Raw genomic sequence first — 26,653 nt, 5'->3', positions numbered from 1 at the left:
CCGCTGTTTCGCCGTTCACTTCCCCGCGCGGGCCCTCCACAGGAAGGTCACGATCTGGGCCCGGGTACAGGGCGCGTCGGGGCTGAACCGGCCTTTGCCAGTGCCGCTGGTGATGCCGTTCTCCACGGCCCACGCTACCGCCCCGGCATAGTAGGCGTCCTCCGCCACGTCCGTGAACGCGGACTTGCCGGAGACGGATGCTCCGGAGGCCCGGAACAGGAGGGCCATGCACTGGGCCCGGGTGCAGGGCGCGTCCGGGGCGAACCTGCCCTTGCCGGTGCCGGAAGTGATGCCGTTCTCCACGGCCCACGCCGCCGCCTTGGCATACCAGCTGTCCACGGGGACATCGGAGAGCCCGCTCACGCCCTTGGGCTCGGGAGAGCCCGCCGCCCGCCACAGGAACGTGACGATCTGGGCGCGGGTGCAGGCCGCGTCCGGGGCGAACCCGCCCTTGCCGGTGCCGCTGGTGATGCCGTTCTCCACGGCCCACTTGACCGCCTCGTAGTAGTAGGCGTCGGCGGACACATCGCCGAAGGGGCTGGTCTCCGCCGGCTTCTCCTCGGTGAAGGCCGCCTTGACCTCCACCTTGCCGGCGGGCATGGTGAAGGTATAGGTGCCGTCGCCCTTGTCGGTGAGCGTCAGCGCACTGCCCTTGCGGTCCATGACCGTCAGGGATGCCAGCGCATAGCCCGCGTCAGGGGTCACGGTGATCGTCACCGTGTCGCCCTTCTTCGCGTTCTTTGGGCGGACCGCCGTGGAGCCGTGCTCCACGCTGGGCGCGGACACCGCATAGCTCCCGCCGGAAGAGGAGCCGGAGCCGCCGCCGCTGCCGCTCACGCGGTAGGGCGTGATGCTGCCGGTCAGCTCATCGTAATGCTCTGTGTCCTTCGGCGTAAAGACCCACTTGTAGGCCGTGTTCGCCGCCACGACCGTCGTATCGCCCAGTTCCCACTGAATTGCGCCCTCGGGCTGGATCGTGCCGACAGTCAGGTCTGCGTCTTTCAGCGTCTTGCCGGAAACATTGATAGCAGTGTACTTGGGCACGCCCTTGGGGGTCGTCTTGGTAACGGTGATCGTCACCGTATCAGTGATTTCCGCATAGATATCGGTATTTTCGGGCGTAAACTTCCACTCTGCCGCAAAATCGCTCATGCTGTCCGGCGTTGTCTCAGGACTCGTCCATGCAAATGTGCCCTTGACCTCGGTATCGCCGTCCTTCATCGTGCCGGAGAGGGTGATGGCGGAGAGCTTCTCGCCCCAGGCCAGCGTGTCCCTGCTCAGGGTCGGCGCGCCGGTGGGGACGATCTTGTTGGTGGCGTTGACGTTGATCGTCGACTCGAATTCATTGTAGTTCGTGGGAGTGACCGTGACCTTGATGGCGCCGATCTTCTTCACATCGGATTTATCAGCGGTTGCGGGGACCTTCAGATACAGCAGGGACTTCTGGTTTGCGTCCACCGTAAATCCTGCTTCAACGCCCTCGCCGTAGTAGTTCTTCAGTGCCGTCATGCTATCCGGTTGGATATACCATTGGGTATCGCCGAAATCGCAGTTTTTGTCCAGATCCGGAAGCAGCTTGGCGGGGTCGATCAGATACTCCCGCTCGAGATTGTTCACGACGTACAGGTCGTAGGGCTTCGCCTCCGTGGACATGGTGGCCGGGGTGATCGTGCCCGACGGCGTGAGCGTCGCGGTCAAGTCATTATTTTCGAAGGTGTAATTTCCGCCCGCCTTCAACGTTATGGTGATTTCAACGCTGCTGCTGCCAGCATTTGCGCTGGTATAGCCGCCGCTCAGGGTGTAATCCTTGCCCGCGCCCTTCTCCAGAGATATTTCAGCGTTCGTCAGACTCCGGAAGCCGGACAGCGTAAGGTCAGCCGGCAGATTGGTCGTGCCGTCGTAGATCTTTGTGACCGTGGGCACGGACACAGGCGCGCTGATGGTGAGCGGCGTGATTTCCCACGTCTTCTTCACGGCGCCCGTGTAATTGCCCATGCCTTCGATGGTCAGGGTGTACTCCCCGGCGTCGGTGCCGGTATTGCCGCTAACGGTATAATCCGTACCCTGTGTCAATTCTTTGCCATTATATGTCACCTTGACACCCGCTGTAAGCTTTTTGCCATCATATACAAGCGTATCTTCGTTTGTAATCACGATTTCCGTCGTATCGCCGCTCAGCTTGGCAGGCACGACATTTATCGTATAGCCCTTGACTGCCACCTGCCAGAGAACAGTGCCGTTATTGGGTTGATCCAGCCCTGTGATCACGCAGAATACATCCAGCTTATCGCCGACCTTCACGCCAGCCACTCTATTCTCCATCATATGTTCTGCGTCGCTGTTCGTTCTGCGATACCACCTCACATCGTACACGCCCACATTTTCACTGGGCGAGTCAACCATGAAGGGGATGCTGCCGTTAATGGGAACATTTGCCGCTTTCGAAGGCGATCCAAAGTCGTAAGGGGCTTTCTTGATAACGAATTTTTCCACAGGTCGCGCCGTATCCACCCGTCTATCAAGGCTTGTGCCTTCGGCGTAATATTGGTGATCCAGCACATCCGCGAGAATCTTGCCGCTTGGCAGTGTATACGCGCCAAGGCTGCCGCCCGTGGCGGAAACATGCATGCCATCAGCCCAATCCTCTATATTCAGTTTGCCAAGGCTGCCGCCCTGAATGGAAAGATTTGTGCTTGCGGAGCAATTCTTTACATCCAGATTGTCAACGCTGCCGCCCTTCAGCGCAACGACAGCGCCGCCGGTCATCTTCAGATTGCCGACAAAACCGTTCTCCAGCGTAAAGCTCCCGCCCTGACTCCCATCAAGGAGGATATTCGTAATCTGACCGAGCTCCGTGCCGTCGGTAACCGTCAAATGCATATTGTTAGTGGGCTTGAAGAATGCGCCGTCACCTTTAACCGACATCATATGTCCGTTCAGATCAAGCGTATTGCCGTTCGGGCGATAACCAACGCTCCACGTAGCATCTGCCGCTTCAGCTTTATAATCTGTATACAGCTTTAATATACCGTTAGCCTTCTCATCTTCGGCATCGCCCAGCCAAGCTTTGAAGGCATCCTTCCATTGGTCAGCTGTATAGAGATTGCCATCCACCGAGGCTACGAATTTGCCGCTCTTGCCGCAGTATTCGCATGTCGCTACGCCATCTTCACCCGGTTTCATGTTCGGATGCAGGCATTTTACGACCTTGACATTGGAGATAGACGCGCCCCGAAGTGTCGTTTCGTACTTCACATACGCCCCATCCCCATTTTGGAAGGCATAGCCATCTGCAAGCAGTTCGCCAAGCTTGACCGGCCCAAAATCAGCTACCTCAATCTCATTAAAGCTGCCGCCGCTCAGTTTGGTCTTTGTTATTTTAGGCAATTGATTATTCCCGAACGACAGTTTTCCGATCGTACCTGCATTCGGCCCTACGATCACTGCGGCTTCCCGCGTTGCTGCTTCATAGTTCGAGCTATCCGATATATTGATCGTGCTGATCGTACCGCCTTCCCACTTGCTCAGATCCAGCGTAGCTTTCGGGGAAACACTGCTGTAGCCGCCTATCCCCCCTAGACTTTCGTGACTGCCTTTTCCGATGATCTTCAAGGTGCAGGATGTAGGACTCTCATTGCTCCCAATATCAAGCCATCCGCCGGTGATCGTATGCCCGTTCAGATCCAGCGTAACAATTTTACCATCTCCGGTAATAGCCGCTCTGTCTTTAGAAGTTATGCCCCATTCAATATCCGCCAGCAGCGTAACGGTCGTGCCGTTCACGGCCGCCTTCATCGCCGCCTTAAAGTCTGTGCCGTAGGTCACGGTCCCGCCTGTCTCGCTCTTCACGGCCATCTGCGTCTTGCAGTTCCGGCATACGCCGTCAGCGCCCACGTCCGTGTGCGCGCACCCCTTGTGGCAGACCGTGCATTTTCCGTCAACAAAGCTGTTATGCGGGCAGGTATAGCCGCAGGCGCAGGTATACTTGCCATCGACGCCCGGCTTGAAGTCGTGCGTATGCGCCACCACCGTCACGTTCTCGGAGATGGACGTAACATCGCCCTTGACGATGGTGGAAGTTTCACCCACTTTCGCAAAGGCGAGGTTTTCGCCCAGCAGATCCGCCACTGTGCCGCTGGCCACGGACACGCCGCCGTTGAGCACATCGCCCTCTTTGAGCTTGGTCACGAGGGTCCCGCTCCCGGACAGCTTCAGCCCGCCGGTCAGCGTCACCTTGCCCTGCATATCCAGCGCGCCGCCGGTGACGGAGATGGCGGAAGAAGCCGATTCGCCCGAGCCCGTCTGCTCGATCGTCGCGTCGCCCTTGACGGTCAGCGTACCGCTTGCAACCGTGATCGTTGCACCGCCTTGGCTGTTTTCCAAGGTGCAGCCGCCCATATCCAGCGTGATATCCGCACCCGTATCAAACTCGAGGTTCGTCCTTACGATGCCCTTATTCGCATCCCCTGTCGCCTTGGATACCAGCGTCAGTGCTGTCTCTCCCTCGTCTAGAGCTATTGCAAGATCGTCGTACAGGTTGCCGGTCTTTCCTTCCAGGATCGGCTCGAAGCCGCAGACTCCACACGCGCCGTATTCATCCCAATCCTTGTGGGCTTCCGCTTCGCCGCTGGTATAGCCGCAGGTCCCGCATCCCAGAATGTGTTCTTGGTCGTTATTCGTCAACAGGTAGCCATTTCCGTCATGCTGGAGCAAATCGCCAAACTTGTTCCCGCAGGGGCATTTCTGATAGTGCCCCTTGGCACCGTCCGACACATAGCCGACCGTGCCATTGGTCCCGCAGGCCACAGCAGTTCCGATAAATCCGCAATCTGCACAGTGCTTTTTATGCTGGTTATCGTTGACTCTCTCATAAGTAGCATGGTCATGGTCGCAGTACGCAAGGACGAGTGACGTTCCCGGTATTGAGGAAGCACTCCACTTCTCGGGTAATACCTCATTGCCGTCAAGGGTGCCCTTGTGTATCGGTTTTGAACTGAACAGCTTCACACCGTCAACAAGTTTATCGGATTTTCCGGCGTAGATCTCCAGTTCACCGCTGTTGATATTAAGTTGTGGTTTGGATGTAGATGTACTTGTAGTGCGGATCGCCGCGCCATCGCCATTTGAATTATTGATGACCAGTTTTCCGGTGCCCTTACCGCTTTCTGTCAGCGTCTGCCCGTAAATGTAAAATGGGCTTCCGCCGGTGTGGATCAAAGCGCCGTTGACCGTCAGCGTTACGCCCGCGCAGAGAACAAGACCGCCATTCTTAGGCCCGCTACCGTCTACGGTCAAATTCCCGTTGATAGTCATGTCTTTTTCGACTATGTAGAATTGGTTGCTCAGAGGTTGCTCTGCCATTTCTGCTGTAAGTTTGGGGCCAGTTTGGCTGAAATCGGTATACGGTATAATGTTACCATTCGCATCAACATTATCCGGAACGACTGTCGCGTCCGCCAGCGGGGCCACCTGCTCATTGAACCAGCCGAACAGGGCCTCGAAGCGGTCCGCGCCGGTGATCTCCGCCTGCTGGGCCTCCGTCAGTTTCTCGTAGGCGTCATAGGCATCCTGAACGGCCATGTAGGCGGCCTTCCGCGCGTCCGCGTCCATGCCGTCCAGCTCGTCCGCGCCGGGCAGGGCGTCGATCCGCGTCTGGACGGACTCCACGGCCCCGTCCGTCTCCTCAGGCGCGGGCGCTCCCCCCTGCTCCCCGGCCGGGACGTCCTGCCCCTCTGAGGCCGGCGGCGCCGTCCCCCGCATCTCCTCCGCCAGCGCCGCCGTGGGCAGAAGGCTGAGGCACATGGTCAGGGCCAGAAGCAGGCTCAAGGCTTTTTTCTTCATAGGCTCGTCCTCCTTTTCGTCTCGTGTCATGGGTCTCCGCGGATCTCGCAAAAGGACCTTGTCCTCCGTATGCGGAGGACAAAAGGGAGCGCGCTCCCTTGCCGGACCCCTCGGTCCCCGTCTTTCTGGGATGAGCGGGGCGGCGCATCGGAACTGGCGTTACGGCTCCATGTTCCACTTGCGCGGCCGCGCCCCATCCTGTATGCTATCATCATACACCATACACCGGTGTATGATGCAAGTACTTTCTCGATTTTTAAGGTGATTTTTATGAAGCATGACCGAGATCTGTTCTCCATCGGGGAGATCGCCAGAGCGCTGGGCGTCACCCGCCGCATCATCCTCCACTATGAGGAGCGGGGGCTCATCCAGCCGGACGGGCGGGACTGGGCCACCGGCAACCGCTGTTACACCATCGACACCTTCACCAAGCTCCGCAGTATCCGCAGTCTGCAAAACCTCGGGCTGACTCTGGACGAGATCCGGGACTACTTCCAAGACTCCACAGACCTGATGCCCCTGATCCGCCGTCTGGAGCAGATGCGGGACGAGCTGGACCTGAACATCGAGAAGCTCTACGAGCGGTCCAAGGCCGCCTCCGGGCAGATCCGGCCGATCCAGCTCCCGCCCCAGCTGGTCTACCGCCGGACCCATCACAGCGAGACGGTGGCGGACAAGACGATCCTGCTCCGCAATACGGCGCTGGAGGCCATGCGGGCCTATGGGACGGACATCACCCGGCGGATGTACTTCACCGAATACGCCCTGACGGAGCCGGAGGAGGTGTCCTTCTGCGTGGCGGTCCCGGCGGGCAGCGAGGGAGAACACGTGGAGACTCTCCCCACCGCGTCCGCGGTCTGCCTCTACCATCACGGAGCCTACGAGGAGCTTCCCGCCGCAGGGCAGAAGCTGTTGGACTACGCGCGGGCGCACGGCCTCTCCCCCGCCGGGACCCTGCGCCACATCTATCTGGAGGGCCCGCCCCAGCGCAAGGACCCCGCCAAGTTCATCACCCAGGTCGCCCTGCCGATCCATCCAAAGGAGGATCCGCAGGCAGAGTGAGATGGAATGGGAGCAGACGAACAGGGACCCGCCGCGACGCGGCGAGTCCCTGTTTTGTTCGGGATGTTTATTCCCACTCGCTCCCCAGAAGCAAATACTAAACAGATAAGCTATGGCGATTTGTTCTGTGGTATCGTGAGTGTTTTAGTTATCCAAGAATTATGGTGCATCATAATTCCTGTTGTCATGTGGTTGTCGCGAGTGATAGATTGACGCAAAACCAAACTGTATTGATATTATAGCGCAGTGCTTTTTAAATTACAATATACTTTCAAAAAATACACGCATTATTATACAAAAGCGTGCGATGTGGATTTTTTGCTCAGAGAGACACCCAATGCACCAGAACAGCTTAACGTTATTGTACTAAATTTCCTGTATATCGTTTTAACTTTTTTACTGATACTGCTTCCAGTCGGGGACGCTCGTCAGCTTCGTCCAGCTTTCGCCGACCTCGCCCTGACGGTCGAAGTCATGGCTGTTCGTGGCCTCCTGCACGGCGAGATAGTGCCAGTCGGACGGCTTGTTGTCCGGCCACGTTACCATGCTGTCCAGCAGATCGCTTTCACTCTGCGGCATACGGCAGAGCACGCGGTTGATCATGGTCATGGCCTCAGCGCGTGTGATGCGGGCATCGGGATGGAATGTGCCGTCCGGATAGCCCGAAATCCAACCGAACGCCGCCGCTCTCTCGATCTCGTTTTCCGCCCAGTGACCGGAAATGTCGGAGAAGCTGCCGCTGTTCTCGACTGGTTTGGTGTTGAAGCGCGCGCAGATCGCCGCAAACTCCGCACGAGTGATCGAGGCATCGGGGTCAAAGCTGTCCGCACGGCGGCCCTTGACAATATCGAGCTTTGCCATCGTGGAAATCGCCTTGTTGTGCCACTGTCCATCCGTTACATCCGTGAAAGTATTTTCAGCGGTGAGATTGCCATCACGCACTTTCTCCTTGAGCAGGCGGAAGAAAATCGTTGCAACCTCGGCGCGGCTGATGTTCGCGTTCGGACGGACAGTGCCATCGGAGTAACCGACTACATAGGCGTAGTGGTCATCGCCGTTCAGCATATCCGGCACAGTGGATGCCTTCCAGCCAGCATAGACGGTCTTCTCGCTGGTCATCTTGATGCTGCTGATCTTTTGAGTCAGTTCCTTATCCGCATACCAGCCGGTGAAGGTATAGCTCTCGCGGGTCGGGGCCTTATCGAGCGTCACCTTCGTGCCGGAAGAATAGCGCTCATCCTTGTAAGCCGTGCCGCCGTTCGACTCATAGTGCAGTGTATAGCGGGTCGAATGATGATGGGAGGAGGAACTGTTCTTTGTCCACTGTGCGGTATAAACGGCATTGCCCGTTACCGTTGCGGCTACGGACGGCTCCCAGCCGGTAAAGGTATAACCGCTGCGGGTCGGCGTTCCGCCAGTGAAAGCAGGGGTGGGGGTTCCGCGGCGCAGGTCGCTGGTTACCTCATCCGCAAAGCTGGTGCCGCCGATACCGTCTGTGTAGGTAACAGAAAACTTTTGGATCGCTCCGTACAGAACAAGGCTCTTCGCCTGAGAAGAAGTTCCCGTTTCTGTCGTATAATCAGTATCTGTAATAATTTCCTTATGGTTGTGTGTAAAATGCGCCAGGTACGGCTCGGCATTTGCTACGCTATAGGTTTCTGTGCCATAAGTAATCGTATCGGGGGCAACAACCACTCTGCCGTCCAAGGATTCACTATCAAAAGAAGTCAACTCGTAATCGTTCATCGTATCCGATGCGCCGACCAAAGCTACAAAACGGTTGGTGGAAATTCCTCCGCTTGTATCAAAGCGGCAGCCGATACGAATATCGCCGCTGATGTTGGCTTTTGTGCCGTCAAGATAGAGGCTGCCATCCTGGTAAACTGCGTTTCCGTAATAGCAGCGCTCCGAAGGATCATCAACGTAGGGGTATCCCTCAGTTGCCTTATTATCCTGAATGGTACCGCCCAGCAGATAAGCAGCCGCATCTGTATCACTGATGGAAATGCCGCCACCTTGTTTCGCTTCGTTATCGGAAATTTTGCCGTCGGTCATGTAGAACGAGTCTCCCTTACCAAACAGGAAAACACCGCCGCCCTTAGAGAATGTTTTATTTTCCGAAATCGTACCGCCGCTCATTTCTACGGTGCTGGTGTAATCATCTGCTTTACTGGTCAACAGAGCAATCGCGCCACCGCCATTACGGCCTGTATTTTGGGTAATCTCCGCATTACCGGAAATTTTGACGCTTGCATTGCCGTTTCAATAGCTATCAGCCGCATAAGCAGAGATTGCACCGCCGTATCCGGCTGTATTGCCGGAAATCGTACCACCGGTCATAATAAATTCGTTGGTCAAATCTACAGTGTTTTTGAGTGTGCCAAGAATAGCAACCGCACCGCCAAAAGCGCTTAGGTCACTTGCTGCTTTATTGTTTTGAATGTTTCCGCCTGTCATAGTCAATTTAGCCGGAACATCATAACTCTCATCATAGTCAGCACGATTTGCACGTATCAGAATTGCACCGCCATGGGCACTTCGTGAAAGGGAAGTACCAAAGTAATCACCAACTGCGGTATTTCCGCTAAGCATACCGCCGTTCAATTCCATCTCGCCGCTGAGATAGATGCCGCCGCCCTGCTCAGCAGAACAGTCGGTTACGGCAGAGCCTTCATTCATGATCAGCTTTGCGGTGCTATCAACTACGATACCACCGCCCCAGTCATTGGTTCCTGTTGCATAGTCTTCATGGACTGCACGTCCGTTGCAGACCGTTGCCTTATTTTCTAATGTCAGAGTGCTTTCAGGGCAAACACGGACGCAGCGAATATCCTGTGCCTCAGCATCAATTGTCACATTTTCAAGCGTGAGCTTCGTCTTTGTAGCTGTGCCGTATTCAACACCAACCTCGATCATATAAAGGTCAGGAGAGGTAGTAGAAGTGTCCTTTGTATAGGTAATCTTCTTTGCAGTTTCACCAGCTTTACCCGTCAGCGTTACTGATCTATCACCAGTCAGGACAAGCTTTCCAACTAATTTGATATCAGAAAGCAGGCAGATGGTATCCCCGTCGACCGCCTTCGAAAATGCCGCACCAATTGTTTTGAGGGGTGTGCTCTCATCGCCAACGGCTGAATCGTTACCGGTTTCGGATACATAGATGACTGTACCGCTGCTTACTCCGGGAACTGCAGCAGCCAGCGCAGCGGTCGGAAGCATGGTCATGAGCAGACTCAGTGTCAACAGCCATGACAATAATTTCGTTTTCACATCAAATGCTCCTTTACACATAGTAATACCTGCCAAGGCAAGGCCACTAAGGCAATATCCTGACAGGTTTCTGATCTTGCGCGGCAGTTCTTTCGTCCGCCGCATTGATGCTGTTCTGTCCTCCTTCTGTGCAATGACAGTTACGAGATGTCAAAAGGTGTAACTTTTCGGCAGCTCAACTGCTTATAATTTTTTATTATTATAGCACCGTTTCAAAGGAATTGCTATGTTATATTTTGATTGTAATACATATATCGGGAGTGATGACATGGCGATTGGTGAGAGAATTCGTTTTTTCCGTAACTTACGAGGCATGACACAAAAACTGTTGGGCATTCAAGTCGGTTTTCCTGAGAAAACGGCAGATATCCGCATTGCACAGTATGAATCTGGCACGCGAACCCCAAAAGAAGATCTGACGCACACTTTCGCAGAGGTTCTGAATGTTTCTCCTATGGCACTGAACGTCCCGGACATCGACAGCGAAATCGGCATCATGCACACACTGTTTGCCTTGGAGGATTTACAGGGCTTGAAGATCGACAGGTTGGACGGTGAGGTGTGCCTGCGGTTAGACCGAAATCGGGGTGCTGCGTACATTTCCATGCTGGAGCGCATGACCATGTGGCAGGAGATGGCGGAAAAGCTGCGAAACGGCGAAATTTCAAAAGAAGAATATGACCGTTGGCGGTACACTTATCCGGCGGTTCCGACAGAGCAGATGCGGCAGAAATTAGATGATCTGCGAAAGCAAAACTGAACAGCGCAAAAGAAAAGAGCTATCTGACTTCAACAGAAAATCAGATAGCTCTTTATTCTTGGATAACCGGAAATGTTGTCATTTTGTTGTCACAGCGGACATCGAAGTGGCAAATTTCCTTATATATCGGGCTTTTTTAAGGCTGCCGACTTTTATTCCCACTCGATCGTCGCCGGCGGCTTGGACGTGATGTCGTAGCAGATCCGGTTGATGCCGGGGACCTCGTTGACGACGCGCACGGAGATCTTGTCCAGCACGTCGTAGGGGATCCGGGCCCAGTCGGCGGTCATGAAGTCGCTGGTGGTCACGGCGCGGAGGGCCAGCGTGTAGTCGTAGGTCCGGCCGTCGCCCATGACGCCCACGGAGCGGCTGTTGGTCAGCACCGCGAAGTACTGGTTGATGGACTTGTCCAGACCGGCCGCCGCGATCTCCTCCCGGTAGATGGCGTCGGCGTCCCGCAGGGTGTCCGCCTTGGCCTTGGTGATCTCGCCGATGATGCGGATCGCCAGACCGGGGCCGGGGAAGGGCTGGCGGGTCACCAGATACTCGGGCAGGCCCAGCTCACGGCCCAGCTGGCGCACCTCATCCTTGAAGAGCAGGCGCAGGGGCTCGATGATCTCCTTGAAGTCCACATAGTCCGGCAGGCCGCCCACGTTGTGGTGGCTCTTGATCACGGCGGCGTCGCCGGCGCCGGACTCGATCACATCGGGGTAGATCGTGCCCTGAGCCAGGAAGTCCACCTTGCCGATCTTCTTGGACTCCTCCTCGAAGACCCGGATGAACTCCTCGCCGATGATCTTGCGCTTGCGCTCCGGCTCGGTCACGCCGGCCAGCTTGCCCAGGAACCGGGCCTCGGCATCCACCCGGACGAAGTTCATGGCCCACTTGGAGAAGGCCGCCTCCACCTCGTCGCCCTCGTTCTTGCGCATGAGGCCGTGGTCCACGAACACGCAGGTCAGCTGTTCACCGATCGCCTCGGCCAGCAGGGCCGCGCACACGGAGGAATCCACGCCGCCGCTCAGGGCCAGCAGGACCTTGCCGGAGCCCACCTTCTCCCGGATGGCGGCGATGGCGGTGCGCTTGTAGTCGCCCATGCTCCAGTCGCCGACGGCGCCGCAGACCTGATACAGGAAGTTGCGGATCATGGCGATGCCATACTCGGTGTGGTTGACCTCGGGGTGGTACTGCACGCCGTAGAAGCCCCGTTTCTCATCGGCGATGGCCACGTTGGGGCAGTGGTCGGAGTGGGCGGTCAGGGCGAAGCCCTCGGGCACCTTCTCCATGTAGTCGCTGTGGCTCATCCAGGACACGCCCTTCTCCGGCAGGCCCTTGAAGAGCGCACAGCTGGTGTCATAATAGGTCTCGGTCTTGCCGTACTCCCGGGCGGTGTCGTCCTGGGCCGGGGCCACCTTGCCGCCCAGCGTGTGGGCCATGAGCTGACAGCCGTAGCAGATGCCCAGCACCGGGATGCCCAGCTCGAAGATGGCGGGGTCCACATGGGGGGCCTTCTCCTCATAGACGGAATTGGGGCCACCGGTGAAGATGAAGCCGATGGGGGCCATGGCCTTGAGCTCCTCCAGCGGAGTGGTGTAGGGCTTCACCTCACAGTAGACGCCGCACTCACGGACACGGCGCGCGATGAGCTGATTGTACTGGCCGCCGAAATCCAGTACGATGACGAGCTGATGGGACATATCGTTCTCCCCTTTTCTTGCATGATCGTTGAGTCTTGTCGATCCGTCGTATCGTCTTATTGTACCGCATGATCTCCCCGGTGGCAAGTCAGACTCCTCTTCTTTTCCTCTCTGCCGGTATCTTTGGCGATTTTCGCAAAGGCGCCGGGCATGATCCGCCTCCGGACGGTCATACTGATAGCGGATATCGGACGGAGGGAGGTCCCCCTATGGTCATCGCGCTCCTGCGCACAGTCGTGCTCTATCTGGTCATCATCGTCGGGATCCGTCTGCTGGGCAAGCGGCAGATCGGCGAGCTGGAGCCCTCGGAGCTGGTGCTGGCCCTGATCATCGCCGATCTGGCCGCCGTGCCCATGCAGGACCTTGGGATCCCTCTGCTGGCGGGGATCGTGCCGATCCTCACGCTTCTTTGTCTGACCACCCTGATCTCCGTCCTGAACCTGCGGAGCGTCCGCTTCCGGGCCCTGCTCTGCGGGCGGCCCAGCATCGTGGTGGCGGATGGCGTGATCGTAGAGCGGGAGCTCCGCCGGAACCGCCTCACGCTGGATGAGCTGGCGGAAGAGCTCCGGCTGAAGGGCTGTGCCGATCTGTCCACCATCCGGTACGCGATCCTGGAGACCAACGGCCAGCTCTCTGTCCTCCTCCGGACCGAGGACCAGCCCCCCACTGCCCGCCAGCTGGGCCGGAAGCCGGAGGACCCGGGCCTCCCCCTGCCCGTGATCGATGACGGCCGGGTAATCGACCGGAACCTGTCTGCCCGGGGGTTGAGCCGGGAATGGCTCCGGCGGCGGCTGGCGGAGCATGAGGTCCGGGATCCCCGGGACGTGTTCCTGCTGACGGTAGACGAGCTGGGCGGCGTATACTTCCTCAAAAAGGAGGGCGGCTCATGAAGCGTCTCTGGACCGCGCTCCTCCTGCTGACCGTCCTGCTGGGCGGGAGCCTGTCCAGCGCCATCCGTCTGGAGCAGTTCGCCGCCGGCCTGGACACCGGGCTCCGGCAGACCGACGTTCTGGCTCTGTCCGGCGATCCGGAGGCCATCCCGGCCCTCCGCCGCCTCCTGGCGGACTGGGAGGCCCAGAGCGCCTGGCTCCATGTGACGCTCCGGCACGGGGACATCGACGAGATCCGATCCGGGCTGGAAGAGGCCCTCCGTCTGCTGGAGCTGGGCCGGAAGGAGGACTGTTCCGCCGCCAGCGCCCGGATCCGCTGTCAGCTCCGTCTCCTGGCCCGGATGGAACAGCTCCGCTGGGAGAACCTGTTCTGAACCAGACTGCGCCTGCCGTCGGGATGGATCCCCGAACGGCAGGCGCTCAGCGTGTCGAAAAAGTTCGACACGCTTCTCAGAAATGCAAGCATTTCTTCGAGAGGATACAGGCCGCCGCGCGCACTCGCTTCGCTCGCACACTTGCGGCCTGAGAAGAGTTTTTTCTGAGGCGCATGTCCTCAGAAAAAACATCTTATATCTGATTCCGTCACCTGCGGGTGACGGAACTCTGCGAGGCTCTTGCATCGTTCAACATGAGGAACGACTCTTTTGACAGTCTGAGCGCCTGCCGTCGGGATGGATCCCCGAACGGCAGGCGCTCGTTTTTGGACCTCAGGCCCCTCTGTGCCCGGAGGAACGGTATGTCTTCGCCAGCTCCTCCAGGTCCCTGTGGAGCCGGTCGTCCGGAGGCCTCCCCTCCCGGGCGGCCTCTGTGCTCTCCGCCACCGCGCGGCAGGCCTGGAGATATTTCTGGCTCACCTCCCGGAGACGGCGGCTCATGTTCTGCATGATGGCCATCACCTTGGCCGGCTTTTCGCGGAAATACGCCTCGAACTCCGCCTGGGTCACTGCTTTCACACAGGTCCCCTTCTCCAGCGCCACCGCGGTAGCGGAGTGCGGACAGCCCTCGATCACGCCCATCTCGCCGAAGCACTCCCCCGCCCGGACCTCATCCAGCAGGGTCTCCCCCGGCTCCCCATAGCGGTCATAGATGCCCACCACGCCCCAGGTCACATCATAGATGCAGCCGGAGGGACTGCCCTGCCGAAAAATGACCGCTCCTTTTTTCAGGATCAAGTTCTCCATGGTCCTTTTCTCCCCCCTTCGGTTCAGCGCCAGGCGCCGCCGTGGAGGTCCCGGAAGGACCTCCAGCCGTTCCGGACCGCCTCGGCATAGACCTCGCAGACGCGCTTGATGTCCCGCTTCAGCCCGCCGCTCTCCCTGTTCCCGGTCTCCTGAGCCTCGAGCATCCCCGCCGCTGTCCGGCAGACCGTCAGATACTCCTTCGTCATGCTCCGGATCCGGCCGCTCATCTGGGACATGATGCCGTATACCTTCTCCGGGCAGTCCCGGAAGTAGGCGCTGAAGGTCTCCGGCGTGACCACTGTCACCTCTGTGCCGTCCTCCAGGGCCACCGCGTCGGCGGAGCGGAGACTGGCCTCCACCAGCCCCATCTCGCCGAAACAGCTTCCCGCCCCCAGTGTGGCCAGTAGCTTCCCCTCCGGCGTGCCGTACCGGTCGTAGATGCCCACTCTGCCCCGGACGATATCGTACATACAATGGGTCAGATCGCCCTGTTGGAAGATGATATCCCCCTTTTGGAAGGTCGCTCGGTCCATATCGTCCTCTCCTTCCCACCGGTCCCTGCCGCCGATGTTCCTGTACGTTCCAGTATAGCAGGTATCCGGGACCCTGTCAAAACGACAGCGCCTCCCCGCCCGGCCAGCCGGCCGGACAGGGAGGCGCTCCATATTCGCTCGTTCGCCGGGATCAGGATGCCGGCGCGGGCTCTTCCTCCGCCTTGCGTCCGCGGCGGAAAAGGCCCTTCTTTTTGGTACCGTCCGCATTCTCCCGGCGGATCACCAGATAGAAGGCTGGCATCAGGAACATGGCCAGGATGGTGGAGGCCACCAGACCGCCCACCACGATATAAGCCATATCCTTCATCATGCCCATGCCGCTGTCGTTGGAGAACATCATGGGCACCATGGAGATACAGGTGGTCAGGGTGGTCATGAGGATCGGGCGGAGACGGGTCGTGCCGGCCTCCACCAGCGCCTCGCCCAGCGGCATGGTCCGGCGGAGCTGGTTGGTCCCGTCCACCAGATAGATGCCATTGTTGACCGCGATGCCCACCAGCATCAGGAAGCCCATCAGGCCCACCAGGCTCATGGGCCGGCCCGCCAGGAACACCAGCCCGATCGAGCCGATCAGGCTCAGGGGGATGCACATCATGACCATGATGGACAGCCGGGGCGAGTCGAACTGGATGCCCATGACCAGGAACACCAGGAACACGGCGGACAGCATGGCGGTAGAGATATGCTGGACCTCGTCGTCCTGGAGATCCTCCATCATGCTCTTTCCGATGCCCGCGCCGTCCGGGAAGTCCAGCTGGGACACCGCGTCGTCGATCGCGGCGGCGGCGGTGTACTTGGAGGCATCGGTGGTCGTTGCGGTGACTGTGGCCGTATATTTGCCGTCCTGCCGGGTGATGTTGGGCAGGGTGGTGATGTACTCCACCTCCGCGATGTCCCGCAAAGTGACCATCCGGCCGCTCTGGGTGGAGATGGGGTAGTCCAGCAGGGAGGTGATGTCGTCATACTTCCCCTCAGGATACTCCAGGATCACATCGTACTCGGAATCGCCGTAGTCCACGGTGGTAGCGGTGAGTCCGTTGAGCAGGTAGTACACCTGCATGGCCACGGAGGACTCGGAGGTCCCGGCGGCCAGCGCTTTCTGGGAGTCGATCACCAGCCTCCCCTTCACGCGGCTCTGGTCGAACGCATTGGAGATCCGGATCACACCGGGGATCTGCTTCATGGCCTCCTCCACCTGTCCGGCGCTCTGCTCCAGCGCGGTCATGTCCTCCGCGGCCAGCGTCACCGTCTTGGTGTTGGCACTGCTGGACATGGTGCTCATGTCAGAGTCACTGCTGGTGGGGGTGACAGACACGTCCATGCCCGCCATGCCGTTGAAGAGATCGGTGTAGATCTCCACGGCCTCGCCGCTGGTACGTTTGCCGCCGTCCTTTCCATAGGCGGTGAAGGTGGCGGCATCGTTGGAGATGCTCAGGGTCACCTTCTCGAAGGCATCATCGGCCAGGAGGGCGTCCTCGATCTGCTTGACCTTGGCGTCCATGACCTCCAGCTTGGTGCCGGAGCGGAAATTGGCCGTCAACTCGATGCTGCCGTCGTAGTTGTCCGGCATCATCACGAACTCCATCTGGGTCAACAGGGCGATGGCGGCGGCAAAAGCGGCCACGCCCACCAGCACCACCCGGCCGGGATGCTTCAGCAGGCCGGGCATGATCCTCCGGTAGCCCTTCCGCATCTTCTCCAGCAGACGGTTGATCGGCAGGTCCTCCTTCTCCTTGGGCTGGAGGAGGACGAAGGCCAGAGGCACCACCACGATAGCGCTCAGGAAAGAGCAGAGCATGGTCAGCAGGATCGTCCAGGACAGGGGCCGGGACATCATGCCCACCATGCCCTCCGCCATGGCCAGGGGGACATACACCACTACGGTGGTCAGCGTGCCGGCCAGGATGGACATGAGCATGGTGGAGGTGCCCTCTGCCGCCGCCTCCCGGAAGGTGAGGCCCTTGGCCCGGGCGCGCATACAGCTCTCCAGGATGACGATGGAGTTGTCCACGATCATGCCGATCGCGATGATCAGCGAGGTCCCGGTCATCAGGTCGATGTTGAAGCCGGCGAAGTTCAGCAGGATCACGGCCAGCAGGATGGACAGGGGCATGCTGACGCCCACGATCAGGCTGGCCCGCCAGTCACCGAAGAAGAGCAGGAGGACCAGCATGGTCAGCACCACGCCGGTGATCAGGGTCTTGAGGACCTCGCCCAGCGTCTCCAAGACGCTGTCGCCCTCGTTGTAGACCATGTCGAAGCCGAAGCCGTCGCCCTGGAACTGCTTCAGGGCGTCCGTCACGTCCCGGCAGACCTCCACGGTGGAAGCGCTGTCCTGCTTGGTGATCTGGAGCATGACGCTGTCGGCGCCGTTGTAGCGGCTGACGCTCTCCGCATCCTTCTTGTACAGGTTGAAGAAGGTGGAGATGTCGTCCAGCATGACGGTCTCGCCGGAGGGCGTCTGGATGGGCAGGTCCCGGAAGTCCGGGTCGATCTCCACGTTGCCGTAGGCGCCCAGAGTGATGTCCTGGGTGCCCATGGTCACATCGCCCACGGGCATATCGAAGTCCGCCGCGCCGATGGCGGCGGCCACCTGGGAGATGGAGAGCTTATACTGCCGCAGGGCGGCCTCGTCCAGCACCACCCGCAGATACTCCTCCTGAGTGCCGCTGACCTCCACCTTGGCCACGCCGCTCACGCGCTCCACCACGGGGACCACCGTGTCGTTCAGGTAGTCGCTCACGTTCACGCCCTCAGGGGCCGTGGCGGAGAGGGACATCGTGGGCATATAGTCGGCGCTCAGCTCCATGATGGTTGGGTCGCCGCAGTCGCTGGGCAGGTCGCTCTTCAGGTTGTCCATGGCGTTCTTCAGGTCGGAGTAGACCTCGTCCATGTCCACGCCATAGTTGTAGGTGAGCTGCACCATGGTGTAGTCGTCATAGGAATAGGTGTTCACACTGCTGATGTCCGACAGGGACTGCACCTCGTCCTCGATGGGCTGGGAGAGGAGCCGGTCCACGCTGTCGGCATCCGCGCCGGGCCAGGTGACCATGACCAGCTCCATGGGCATCTCCATGTCGGGCATATACTCCAGAGGCATCCCGGTCAGGGCCGCAGAGCCGAACACCACCACCGCCATGATCAGCAGGAACACCGACATGGGGCGGCGCAGGATCGTCTGTACGAACTTCATCCCTGCGCCTCCGTGGTCTCAGGCGCGGCCGTGGTCCCGGCCTCCGCGGCCTCCGCGCTGGTCCGGACCGGCGCGCCGTCGCTCAGGCTGGCGGTCCAGGAGGTGATCACCTGATCCCCAGCGAGCAGACCGTCAGTGACGGCGATCGTGTCGGAGGTATACAGGCCCACCGTCACATCGGTGCGGACCGCCTTGCCGTCCTTCACCAGATAGACATAGGAGTCGCCGTTGTCGAAATACAGGGCGTCGCTGGGGACGAGGACCGCCCGGTCCGCCCGGTAGGCGGTGGTGGTCAGCTCCACGTTCAGGCCGTCGGGCAGGTCCGCCGCGCCGTCGATGACCGCCTTGATCTTGAACAGACCGGTGGCGGAGTCCACCACGCCGGAGATCTCTGTGACCGCGCCCTGATAGGTCCTGCCGCCGTAAGACACGGTGGCCGCCTGACCGGCCGTCATGGTCTGGCGGACCTTGTCCGTCACATAGAAGGTGACCGTCTTGTTGCTGCCGTTGGAGATCACGAAGGCGGCGGTGCCGGAGGGAGCGAAGTTGTTCTCCGTCACGTTCACTGCCTCCACCACGCCGGAGATCGGCGCGGTCAAATTATAGAGGGAGAGCTGGTACTGGGCGGAGGCGATGCCCGCGTTGGCGGCCTTCACGCTGGCCTGGGCCTGCTCCACACCGGCCTGAGCCTGGGTGACGCCGGCCTGGGCCTGCTCTACGCCGGACTGGGCGGACTTCAGGTTGGCCTGAGCCGCCTCCAGTCCCGCCTTGGCGGAGATCAGAGCCTGATAGGCCTGGTCCACCTCGGCCTGAGAGGCCGCGCCGATCGCCAAGAGCTCCTTGGTGTCGTCATAGTTGTCCTGTGCCAGCCGGACCTGCTCCTCCAGCACGGTCAGGGTGCCGTCCTCGGCGCCGCCGTAGCCGGCCAGCGCCCCCTGATAGGCGTCCTTGGCACTGCCGACCGCGGCCTGGGCACTGCCCACGGCGGCCTGCGCGCCGGGGATGCTGCTCAGTGCGGTCTGATAATTGGCCTGGGCGCTCTGGAGGGCGATCTGGGCGCTCTCGTCATCGAAGTGACAGAGCAGGTCGCCGGCGGAGACGGTGTCGCCCACAGAGACGGCCACCCGCTCCACGTTCCCGCCCACCAGAGACACCACGCTGGCGGTGCCCTCGGCGGAGATGGTCCCGATATAGGTCTGGTCGGTGCCCAGAGAGCCCACCTCGGCCGCCGTGGTGTCCACGGTGACGGTGGGGTCCAAGGTCGGCTCCGCGGCCTGCTCGCCGCAGCCCGTCAGGGCGGCGGTCAGGATCAGGCCCAGAGCGATGGGAGTCCTTTTATCCATTGGTCTCGATGTTCCTTTCTGCCTCAGCCGACGAGGCCGTGTTCCACTGCGTTGCGATAGTCGTTCCGGGCGCTGAAGAGGTCCCGCCAGGCGCTGTCCGCCGCCGACCGGGCGGACGCCGCCTCGTCCCGCGCGTTCTGTACCGCGGAATAAGACGCGCGGCCCAGCGCGTACTTGGTCTCAGCGGTCTTGAGCAGGCTCTCCTGATAGGTGACGGCGGCCTCCTTGTTCTTCCACGCCTGCTCCTTGTCCGCCAGCGCGTCATAGAGCCCCTGGAAGGAGTTCTCGAAGCTCTCCACCGTGGAGGCGTAGGTGTTCTGAGCGGCGGCCCAGACGTGTTTATCCATCTCGAACTGGTAAGTATAGTAGCTGCCCTGATGGTCCTTCTTGGCGTCCTTGAAGTCGTCCTCGGCGTCGTCCAGCGTGAGCTTGGCCTTGTAGAGGGTCCAGCTCGCCTCCTTGGCGGCGGTCAGCTCGTCGGCGTACACCGGCGTGGTCCAGGTAGACTCCGCGGCGGTGGGCAGGTCCCCCAGAGCCAGGTCCCCGTCCAGGGTCTCCCCCATCAGGCTCTGGAGCTGGAGCTTGCAGGTGCGGATGCCGTTCTCCAGGGTCTTGAGCTGGCTGACCGTGTTCGCACGGGTCTGCTCCAGGGACTCCACCTGCTGTTGAGACACCTGGCCCAGCTTGTGGCGGGTACGGAGCTCCGTCAGGTTCCGGTCGATGGTGGCCAGGCCCCGCTGGCCGTCCGCCAGGCTCTGCTCCAGAGAGAGCGTCTGGATGTACAGGCTCTCGCCGGCCTTGACGATCTGCTCCACGCTGTCCTGGAGCTGGCGCACCACGTCGGCGTTGTCCTTCTGGAGGTCGCCGTCCTTGATGTCATCGAAGGTGTCCCGCATGGACTGATAGGCCTGCTCCATGGTGGACGCCTGAGAGGAGTTGCCCATCAGGATCATGTACCACTGGGCGTCGGCCAGGCTGTTCATCTGCTTGCGGAGCTGGTCATACATCTGGTCGTAGTCGATGGCCTCCACCCGGCCGATGTTCTCCTGGAGGATCTTAGCGTTGATGCTCCCGTTCCGGATCCGGTCATCCAGCTGGTCCCAGGTGACGGACTTGGGGTCCGTCTCCGGGGTCCCGGCGGCCGTCGCTCCGGCCTCGGCGGCCAGGGCGGGGACGGTCATCGCCGCACAGAGGGCGAGGGCACAGGCCCTCCGCCATCTCGATTCATTCATGGATATGCTCCTTTCTGGTCCTGAAAAAATCGTTCAGTGTCCCATACTATATGGGCGTCAGGTAACAGGAACGTAAACTTCCCGCCGCTTTTTTCCAACGGGCATTCGTTTCGGAAAAGTTTACATTCCTGTTACCCAAACCTGCTAACATTTGTTATCATTATGATGATAGCGCATCTTTGCGTCACTTGCAAGAAAGGGGGAGCGGATATATGGCCACGATCCTTCTGGTCGAAGACGAAAGGACCATGCGGATGCTCACCAGCGCCCGCCTGCGGGACCGCTTCACGATCCTCTGCGCCCGCGACGGCGTGGAGGCCATGGAGGTGCTAGCCCACAGGCCGGTGGACCTGATCATCGCCGATGTGATGATGCCCCGGATGGACGGCTACACGCTGGTCAAGACTCTGCGGGCCGACGGCAACGGGATCCCAGTGCTCCTGCTGACCGCCAAGCAGTCCTTCGAGGACAAGCGGGAGGGCTTCTCCTCCGGCATCGACGACTATATGACCAAGCCCGTGAATTATGAGGAGCTGATCTGGCGGGTGGACGCCCTCCTCCGCCGGGCCCACATCGCCAACGAGCGGAAGATCGTAGCCGGGGACACCACGCTGGACTCTGATACTCACACCGTCACCTGCGGGGGCCAGACCCTGGAACTCCCGCCCAAGGAGTTCGGCCTCCTCTATAAGCTCCTCTCCTATCCCGGCCAGATCTTCACCCGGAACCAGCTTCTGGACGACATCTGGGGCTATGACTCGGAGAGCGGCGAGGACACGGTCAAGACCCACATCAGCCGCCTGCGCAACAAACTCCGGGACATCCAGGACTTCCGCATCGTCACCATCAAGGGGCTGGGCTACAAGGCTGAGCTCCAGAAGGAGGAGCGTCTATGAGCCATTCCCCCAAGGGCAGGCACAGCCGCCGCTGGCACGCCCACACCCTGACCATGTGGATCGGGATCATGTCCATCGCCTTCGCCACCGAGTCCATCGTGCTCTATATGCTCATCGACATGGCGGTCCGCCGTCTGGACCGGGAGGGCATCCATGTGGAGCACGTCCGGGCCTTTTGGATCCTCGTCCCGCTGATCCTCTTCGTAGGTGTGGTGTCCTATCTCGGCAACAAGCGGATCCACCGGTTCCAGACGCTCTTGAGCGACGGCCTGCGGTCCGTGGCCGACGGCGACTTCTCCGTGCGGCTGGACGAGGACGAGGGCGGTCCCCTGGCCCCCGCCTTCGCCGACTTCAACAAGATGGCGGAGGAGCTCCAGAGCGTCCAGACCCTGCGGAACGACTTCATCAACGACTTCTCCCACGAGTTCAAGACTCCCATCACCGCCGTGAAGGGCTTCACGGAGCTTCTGCTGGAGCCGGGCTGTTCGGAGGAGGAGCGGCAGGAATACCTCCAGATCATCCTGGCGGAGTCCACCCGGCTGGCCGACCTGACTAGCAGCACCCTGCTCCTCTCCAAGGTGGAGTCCCAGCACTGCATCTCGGAAAAGACGGACTTCCCGCTGGACGAGCAGGTGAAGCGCTGCGCGATCCTCTTCTCTCACGCCTGGGAGGAAAAGGGCATCTCCTTCACGGCGGACCTGGCCCCCGCCCGCTATCACGGCAATGAGGAGCTCATGCGGCAGATCTGGATCAATCTCCTGAGCAACGCCGTGAAGTATACCCCCCAGGGCGGCGAGATCTCGGTGTCCCTCACGGCGGTCGGAGATGAGCTGGCCGTCAGCATCTCGGACAACGGCGTGGGCATGTCCCCGGAGGTCCAGGCCCATGTGTTCGACAAGTATTATCAGGGGGACCCGGACCATGCCGGCGGTCTGGGTCTGGGCCTGTCCATCGTCCACCGGATCGTAGCGCTCTGCGGCGGCCGCATCGAGCTGACCAGCATCGAGGACCAAGGCAGCACCTTCACGGTCTATCTGCCCCGGACCGCCTAGGAAAAACGCCGGGAAGCCATGGGAGACGAACTCTCACGGCTCCAACGTATCGAACTCGTTCGACCGGAAGAAACGACTTTTTCGGCAGGCTGGATCAGATCTGTCCAGTTTTATCTTTTTGACAGTTCGATCGTCTGACGCCCATATATCGATATATTTTTCGCCGTGCCTGTCCCCTCCTGTAACGCTTCTCTTACCCTTCTCTCCTATTTCCAGCCACTTTTGTGCAAAAGAAAGCCCATCGATACCGGGACCGCATCAAATTCCGGATCATCCTCTATTTGCGCTCCGTTCTTTCTCATGATATAGTGGAAGGGTATATTTTGATCCAGGAGGGGTCCCATGATATCCAAATTCTTCAAGAGCCTGAAACAGGAATTCTCAGGCTACGATGCCGGCAAGCTCATCAACGACATGATGGCCGGACTGACCGTCTGTGCGGTGGCTCTGCCTCTGGCACTGGCCTTCGGCGTCTCTTCGGGCGCCAGCGCGGCGTCCGGTCTGGTCACCGCCATCATCGCGGGCATCGTGATCGCCGTCTTGGGCGGCGCGTCTTTCCAGATCTCCGGTCCCACCGGCGCCATGAGCGCCGTGCTGGTGGGCATCGTCGCCGCCTACGGGCTCCAGGGCGTGTTCTTCGCCTGCTTCGCCGCCGGCATCCTGATGCTCCTGGCCGGCGTCTTCAAGCTGGGCCGGCTCATCTCCTTCATCCCCATGCCGGTCATCATGGGCTTCACCTCCGGCATCGCCATCATCATCGCCATGGGCCAGATCGACAACTTCTTCGGCACCGTGTCCGAGGGCAGCTCCAATCTGGAGAAGCTGGCCTCCTACGCCCGCCTGGGCTTCCATCCGGACCTCCAAGCCGTGCTCATCGGCCTGCTGGTGGTAGCGGTCATGGTCCTTTGGCCCAAGAAGTGGGGGGCCCGAGTGCCCGGCTCCTTGGTGGGCATCATCATCGCCACCATCGTCTCCGTGGCGGCAGGCATGGACGGTCTGGCCGTAGTGGGCGACATCCCCCGCACCCTCCTGCTCTCGGACCGTCTGTCCCTGAGCGGTCTGGACCTCGGTATGCTGAAAGACCTGGCCTCTCCCATCGTCACCATCGCCGCTCTGGGCATGATCGAGAGCCTGCTGTGCGGCGCCTCCGCCTCCCGCATGAAGGGCGAGTCCTTCGATGCCGACCAGGAGCTGATCGCCCAGGGCGTGGGCAACATCCTCCTGCCCCTGTTCGGCGGTGTGCCCGCTACCGCGGCCATCGCCCGTACCAGCGTAGCGGTGAAGTCCGGCCAGCAGACCCGCCTCACCAGCGTGTTCCACTCTCTGTTCCTGCTGGCCTCCATGTTCCTGCTGGGCGGGGTCATGGCCCGTCTCCCCCTGTCCGCTCTGGCCGGGGTGCTGATGGTCACCGCATGGCGCATGAACGACTGGTCCGGCATCCGCTATATCTTCTCCCGCCGCTTCAAATCCGGCATCAGCCAGTTCCTGGTCACCATGATCGCCACCGTGGTGTTCGACCTGACGGTGGCCATCCTTCTGGGTGTGGTCTATTCCGCCATCCTTTACATGGCCCACTCCAGCCAGATCCATGTGAACTTCTCCGCGATCGACGCCAACAAGCTCCGCTCCGTAGAGGGCAAGCCTCCCATCCTGGAGACTGCCGGCGTGGCCTATGTGACCGGTCCCCTGTTCTTCGGCGCGGTGGACGAGTTCAACCGCCGCATGGCGGAGATGCCCAGCTACAATCATGTGGTCCTCTCCCTGCGGGGCATGCCCAGTGTGGATGTCTCCGGCGTCCAGGCCCTGCTGGAGCTGTGCCAGTCTTTGAAGGCCGCGGGCCGCACCATCGCCTTCTGCGGTATGGCGGACTCTGTGCGCGCCTATTTCGACCGGGCCGGCATCACTGATCTGCTGGGCGAGGGCGCTTACTACTGGAGCGCTGACCAGGCGATCCTGGACCTGCTGGATGAGGAGATCCTCCTCTAGACCACAGCGGTATGAAATGTAAAACGCGAGGCCGGCTCTGGATGAGCCGGCCTCGCGTTTTACCGCCTGGAGATATGGATCCGTACATTGAAGCAAAAAGGAACACCACAACGGATCGTTGTGGTGTTCCTGGTACGGCTGAAGGGATTCGAACCCCCGACCTTTTGGTTCGTAGCCAAACACTCTATCCAGCTGAGCTACAGCCGCATACCGCCTCACGATGGGTCATCGCTGACAGCTCATTTATGATAACACGCTTTCTCCCAAAATGCAAGTCCTTTTTTCCAAATTCTTTGATTTTTGCCCCGTCCCCGGCCTTGGACCGGGGACGGGATGGATACGGAGGCCCGATCAGGCCTTCCAGCCGTTGAGGTACTCTTTCTGCTCATCCGTGAGCGCGTCGATGTGGAGGCCCATGGCGGCCAGCTTCACCCGGCCGATCTCGTCATCGATGGAGTCCGGGACCTGATAGACCTTCTTCACCAGTTCGTCCTTATGCTTCACCAGCCACTCCAGCGCCAGCGCCTGCACAGAGAAGGACATATCCATGATCTCCGCCGGGTGGCCGTTCCCGGCGGCCAGGTTCACCAGACGGCCCTCGCCGATCACGTTCAGAGTGCGGCCGTTGGGGAGCTTATAGCCCACGATGGACTCCCGGCGCAGCTCCTGCTCCACCGCCATGTCCGCCAGAGCGGCCACGTCCACCTCGCAGTCGAAGTGGCCCGCGTTGGTGAGGATCGCGTTGTCCTTCATCTTCTCGAAGTGGCGGGCCACGATCACGTCCTTGCAGCCGGTGACGGTGACGAACACGTCGCCAAGAGGGGCGGCCTCGTCCATCGTCATGACCCGGAAGCCGTTCATGGTGGCATCCAGCGCCTTGAAGGGGTCCACCTCCGTGACGATCACGTTGGCGCCCATGCCGCTGGCCCGCATAGCCACGCCCTTGCCGCACCAGCCGTATCCGGCCACCACCACGGTCTTTCCGGCCACCACCAGGTTGGTCGTGTGCATGATGGCGTCCCACACGGACTGGCCGGTGCCGTACTTGTTGTCGTAATAGTGCTTGGCTTTGGCGTCGTTCACCGCCATCATGGCACAGGGCAGGATGCCCTCCCGCTCCCGGGCCCGGAGGCGCAGGATGCCGGTGGTGGTCTCCTCACAGCCGCCGATCAGGTCCGCGCCCAGCTCCGCGCACTTGCCGCCCAGCAGGTGGATCAGGTCGCCGCCGTCGTCCACCACCAGATGGGGCTTGAAGCTCAGCGTCTCGATCAGGTGGGACTCATACTCCTCCGCGGAGGCCCCGTGGATGCCGAAGGTCTCCACGCCCATGGAGGCCAGGCCGGCCGCCACGTCATCCTGAGTGGACAGGGGGTTGGAGCCGGTGAGCCGCACCTCCGCGCCGCCCTTCTGGAGCACATAGCCCAGGTTGGCCGTCTTGGCCTCCAGATGGACGGACACCGCCACCCGCAGTCCGGCGAAGGGCTTCTCCCGCTCGAAGCGGGCCTCGATCCCGCCCAAGGCGGGCATGAAGTCCCGCACCCACCGGATCTTCCGACGGCCGGACTCGGCCAGGGCCATATCTTTCACGATGCTCATGGGGATGTACCTCCTAGATCAGATATAAAGCGTCATCGTTCCGCATTATAGCAGAGTTTCCGTCAAAAGAAAACCCCGCGGACCGAAAACGGCCCGCGGGGCA

At 60.4% G+C, this 26,653-nt stretch carries 17 protein-coding genes and 1 tRNA gene; 7 read left to right on the top strand and 11 right to left on the bottom strand.

Going from position 1 to position 26,653, the window contains the following annotated elements:
• Positions 1 to 15: 15 nt before the first annotated feature.
• Positions 16 to 5,841, bottom strand: a complete 5,826-nt coding sequence (locus tag KQI12_RS02450; RefSeq protein ID WP_216570336.1) for an S-layer homology domain-containing protein — start codon at positions 5,839 to 5,841, stop codon at positions 16 to 18.
• Positions 5,842 to 6,111: 270 nt separating this feature from the next.
• Here KQI12_RS02450 and KQI12_RS02445 point away from each other — a divergent pair, with 270 nt between their 5' ends.
• A complete protein-coding gene (locus KQI12_RS02445; RefSeq protein WP_216570335.1) occupies positions 6,112 to 6,903 on the top strand; it encodes a MerR family transcriptional regulator in 792 nt (263 codons plus the stop codon).
• Positions 6,904 to 7,299: 396 nt separating this feature from the next.
• Here KQI12_RS02445 and KQI12_RS02440 read toward each other — a convergent pair whose 3' ends face one another.
• The gene (locus KQI12_RS02440) at positions 7,300 to 9,081 is read right to left on the bottom strand and encodes an S-layer homology domain-containing protein (RefSeq protein ID WP_216570334.1); all 1,782 of its coding nucleotides are present in this window, start codon (positions 9,079 to 9,081) and stop codon (positions 7,300 to 7,302) included.
• 84 nt (positions 9,082 to 9,165) lie between these two features.
• Positions 9,166 to 10,278, bottom strand: coding sequence for a hypothetical protein (locus KQI12_RS02435; protein ID WP_216570333.1), 1,113 nt, complete (start codon positions 10,276 to 10,278; stop codon positions 9,166 to 9,168).
• Between the two features lie 163 nt (positions 10,279 to 10,441).
• Between KQI12_RS02435 and KQI12_RS02430 the strand changes: the two genes are divergently transcribed.
• Complete coding sequence (locus KQI12_RS02430; RefSeq protein ID WP_216570332.1) at positions 10,442 to 10,933, top strand: helix-turn-helix domain-containing protein; 492 nt, start codon at positions 10,442 to 10,444, stop codon at positions 10,931 to 10,933.
• Positions 10,934 to 11,085: 152 nt separating this feature from the next.
• Here KQI12_RS02430 and guaA read toward each other — a convergent pair whose 3' ends face one another.
• Positions 11,086 to 12,627 carry a glutamine-hydrolyzing GMP synthase gene (gene guaA, locus KQI12_RS02425; RefSeq protein ID WP_216570330.1) on the bottom strand — a complete coding sequence of 514 codons (1,542 nt, stop codon included), beginning with the start codon at positions 12,625 to 12,627 and terminating at the stop codon, positions 11,086 to 11,088.
• Positions 12,628 to 12,836: 209 nt separating this feature from the next.
• Here guaA and KQI12_RS02420 point away from each other — a divergent pair, with 209 nt between their 5' ends.
• Entirely contained in the window at positions 12,837 to 13,517 is a 681-nt protein-coding gene (locus KQI12_RS02420) for a DUF421 domain-containing protein (protein WP_216570328.1), read from the top strand.
• Positions 13,514 to 13,891, top strand: coding sequence for a DUF4363 family protein (locus KQI12_RS02415; protein ID WP_216570326.1), 378 nt, complete (start codon positions 13,514 to 13,516; stop codon positions 13,889 to 13,891). Before KQI12_RS02420 ends, KQI12_RS02415 begins: the two co-directional genes overlap by 4 nt.
• A 333-nt stretch (positions 13,892 to 14,224) precedes the next feature.
• On the opposite strand, the gene KQI12_RS02410 is transcribed toward KQI12_RS02415, so the two are convergent.
• The 5 genes from KQI12_RS02410 to KQI12_RS02390 form a co-directional block, all read right to left on the bottom strand.
• On the bottom strand, positions 14,225 to 14,698 hold the full coding sequence (locus tag KQI12_RS02410) for a Crp/Fnr family transcriptional regulator (RefSeq protein WP_216570324.1): 474 nt from the start codon (positions 14,696 to 14,698) through the stop codon (positions 14,225 to 14,227).
• A gap of 23 nt (positions 14,699 to 14,721) precedes the next feature.
• The gene (locus tag KQI12_RS02405) at positions 14,722 to 15,231 is read right to left on the bottom strand and encodes a Crp/Fnr family transcriptional regulator (protein ID WP_216570322.1); all 510 of its coding nucleotides are present in this window, start codon (positions 15,229 to 15,231) and stop codon (positions 14,722 to 14,724) included.
• Between the two features lie 151 nt (positions 15,232 to 15,382).
• Positions 15,383 to 18,445 carry an efflux RND transporter permease subunit gene (locus KQI12_RS02400; protein ID WP_216570321.1) on the bottom strand — a complete coding sequence of 1,021 codons (3,063 nt, stop codon included), beginning with the start codon at positions 18,443 to 18,445 and terminating at the stop codon, positions 15,383 to 15,385.
• Positions 18,442 to 19,788, bottom strand: a complete 1,347-nt coding sequence (locus tag KQI12_RS02395) for an efflux RND transporter periplasmic adaptor subunit (RefSeq protein ID WP_216570319.1) — start codon at positions 19,786 to 19,788, stop codon at positions 18,442 to 18,444. Before KQI12_RS02395 ends, KQI12_RS02400 begins: the two co-directional genes overlap by 4 nt.
• Positions 19,789 to 19,811: 23 nt before the next feature.
• Positions 19,812 to 21,020, bottom strand: a complete 1,209-nt coding sequence (locus tag KQI12_RS02390; RefSeq protein WP_216570317.1) for a TolC family protein — start codon at positions 21,018 to 21,020, stop codon at positions 19,812 to 19,814.
• A 212-nt stretch (positions 21,021 to 21,232) separates the two neighbouring features.
• Between KQI12_RS02390 and KQI12_RS02385 the strand changes: the two genes are divergently transcribed.
• The 3 genes from KQI12_RS02385 (at position 21,233) to KQI12_RS02375 (ending at position 24,954) form a co-directional block, all read left to right on the top strand.
• Positions 21,233 to 21,916 carry a response regulator transcription factor gene (locus KQI12_RS02385; protein WP_216570315.1) on the top strand — a complete coding sequence of 228 codons (684 nt, stop codon included), beginning with the start codon at positions 21,233 to 21,235 and terminating at the stop codon, positions 21,914 to 21,916.
• Positions 21,913 to 22,968 (top strand): cell wall metabolism sensor histidine kinase WalK, encoded by a 1,056-nt coding sequence (locus tag KQI12_RS02380; RefSeq protein WP_216570313.1) that lies wholly within the window; start codon positions 21,913 to 21,915, stop codon positions 22,966 to 22,968. Before KQI12_RS02385 ends, KQI12_RS02380 begins: the two co-directional genes overlap by 4 nt.
• 342 nt (positions 22,969 to 23,310) lie before the next feature.
• Positions 23,311 to 24,954: a SulP family inorganic anion transporter gene (locus KQI12_RS02375; RefSeq protein WP_216570311.1), complete on the top strand. Its 1,644-nt coding sequence runs from the start codon at positions 23,311 to 23,313 to the stop codon at positions 24,952 to 24,954.
• A gap of 130 nt (positions 24,955 to 25,084) precedes the next feature.
• On the opposite strand, the gene KQI12_RS02370 is transcribed toward KQI12_RS02375, so the two are convergent.
• Both KQI12_RS02370 and KQI12_RS02365 read right to left on the bottom strand, forming a co-directional pair.
• Positions 25,085 to 25,161, bottom strand: a tRNA-Arg gene (locus KQI12_RS02370).
• A gap of 144 nt (positions 25,162 to 25,305) precedes the next feature.
• On the bottom strand, positions 25,306 to 26,550 hold the full coding sequence (locus KQI12_RS02365; protein ID WP_216570309.1) for an adenosylhomocysteinase: 1,245 nt from the start codon (positions 26,548 to 26,550) through the stop codon (positions 25,306 to 25,308).
• Between the last annotated feature and the right edge of the window lie 103 nt (positions 26,551 to 26,653).

Origin of the sequence: Pseudoflavonifractor sp. MSJ-37 (assembly GCF_018917965.1) — a bacterium.
GTDB lineage: Bacteria > Bacillota > Clostridia > Oscillospirales > Oscillospiraceae > Pseudoflavonifractor_A.
Note: the sequence above shows the minus strand (reverse complement) of the source record. Positions and strands in the feature narration are given on the sequence as shown.